Consider the following 1,091-nt stretch of genomic DNA (forward strand, 5'->3'; position numbering starts at 1 on the left):
GTGCCGGCACAAGGAGTCAGAAATATATGATTTCATATGGTTAGCTACTTAACCACCCCAAGCGGGAAGTAGGCGCTTAATGTCTACCCTGAGAATTGATGATAAACCATGATACCAGGAACATATCCGAACTCAGGCATCCATAACCTATGCCAGGAAGATAAAATGAATCCAAATAACCTGAACGGCCTTACACTTCAGCGACTGAGTTCATTGATCACGCAATCACCTGATGGCTTTTCGGCAGAAAATGGCGCAATTCAGTACCTTGGTCGGCAGATACATTTACACGATGGTATCACCGTACTGACAGAACACACCGGCAATACCCCTGAAAGCAAACAGCTGTTAGAGCGACTGATTAGCCTTCAACCGGATATTGCCACACAAATTGCCCGTTCAAAAGCTCAAGCTATAAAGATAGCCGCCAGTAATCTCTGGGATAACTGTCAATACTGGGCAATCGAAATGTCACCAACCAAAGAGGTGCAATGCGCCGTTTTTCTCGAGTCCATGAGAATAGGTCCCACGACAATGGCAGAAAAGTTAGCCGAAACAAACTCTTTAACCTGGGCTGAAAAACTCGAGATTATGTTGGCTGGTGACGCAAAGTATGGACAGACACTTTCAGCGAAATATTGGCGTAGTGCGTGGATTCCTTTATCCATCCGATTCGAGAAGGCAAAGAACCTGTTTCAACACTTTTCTGATACGCCCGCAGAGGAGGTCAGTGAAATTAATGAAAATATGACTTGAATTCAGGCCCGCATAAACTGTTCAAGGACAAACTTTTGCAGATCAGGCAAATCATGGTATCGAAAAACAGCAAACTGTCCGAAGAGCTATTGAGTGAAGTAGACAATATTGAAAAGAAATTTTCCCCGAGAGTTGAAAAGAGTGGCAATTTACCAAAAAGTGATAATAAAAATTTCCTGATCCATACAACACGATTGCTGTATCTCTATGCTGCCTGTTGCGGTTTTTCCCAGGCGGCTGATATTGCTGAATTAGCGTCGTACATTCAATCCATTCTTTATAGCGCCGATTCAGGTAGCATCTGGCATATTGCCAAAGAGCTGGTTTATTTGTCG

Annotated in this window: 2 protein-coding genes; both read left to right on the top strand. The window is 43.5% G+C overall.

Annotated elements, in window-relative coordinates:
• Positions 1-165: 165 nt before the first annotated feature.
• Entirely contained in the window at positions 166-756 is a 591-nt protein-coding gene (locus KDK14_RS00140) for a hypothetical protein (RefSeq protein WP_257262987.1), read from the top strand.
• 35 nt (positions 757-791) lie between these two features.
• A partial coding sequence (locus KDK14_RS00145; RefSeq protein WP_257262988.1) for a hypothetical protein occupies positions 792-1,091 on the top strand: 300 nt, incomplete at its 3' end.

This window comes from Endozoicomonas sp. ONNA2 (genome assembly GCF_024606365.1).
Taxonomy (GTDB): Bacteria; Pseudomonadota; Gammaproteobacteria; order Pseudomonadales; family Endozoicomonadaceae; genus Endozoicomonas.

Excerpts from the sequence above, each read along its gene's own strand:
- KDK14_RS00140 (WP_257262987.1), top strand. The coding sequence starts at position 166 with ATGAATCCAAATAACCTGAACGGCCTTACACTTCAGCGACTGAGTTCA.